The organism is Pseudomonas sp. P106(2024), assembly GCF_057480815.1.
In genome coordinates, this window is sequence record NZ_JBLIYU010000063.1 from 1 (window position 1) to 334 (window position 334).

The 334-nt window shown below is 62.9% G+C and carries 1 protein-coding gene; it reads right to left on the minus strand.

Annotated features, from left to right (window positions below; genetic code table 11):
• On the minus strand, positions 1 to 334 hold a 334-nt coding region (locus AC25M7_RS25525), incomplete at both ends, for an immunoglobulin-like domain-containing protein (RefSeq protein WP_486971644.1).

Here is a 334-nt window from a genome sequence, read left to right on the forward strand (position 1 = left end):
GTTGACGATCGAAGGCTGGCCGCCGACGAACACGTCGTCAGGGGCGGTGATGGTGAAGGTGCCGCTGGCACTGCCGGCCGGAATGGTGACCTTGGTGCCGTCAGTCAGGGTGAAGGTCAGGCCATTGTGGCCATTGACCGGCAGACCCTGGGCGTTGGTCAGGGTCACGGTGTAAGTGATCTGGCCGCCTTCGGTGACGGTGGTCTTGTCAGCGGTCAGGGTCGCGTCGACCTCACTGACGGTGTCGGTGATCTGCACGGTGGCGTTGCCGCCCAGTTCCAGATTCTCGAAGGTCTTGCCATCAACGACTGCATCAGTGATGCCGACGGTCAGC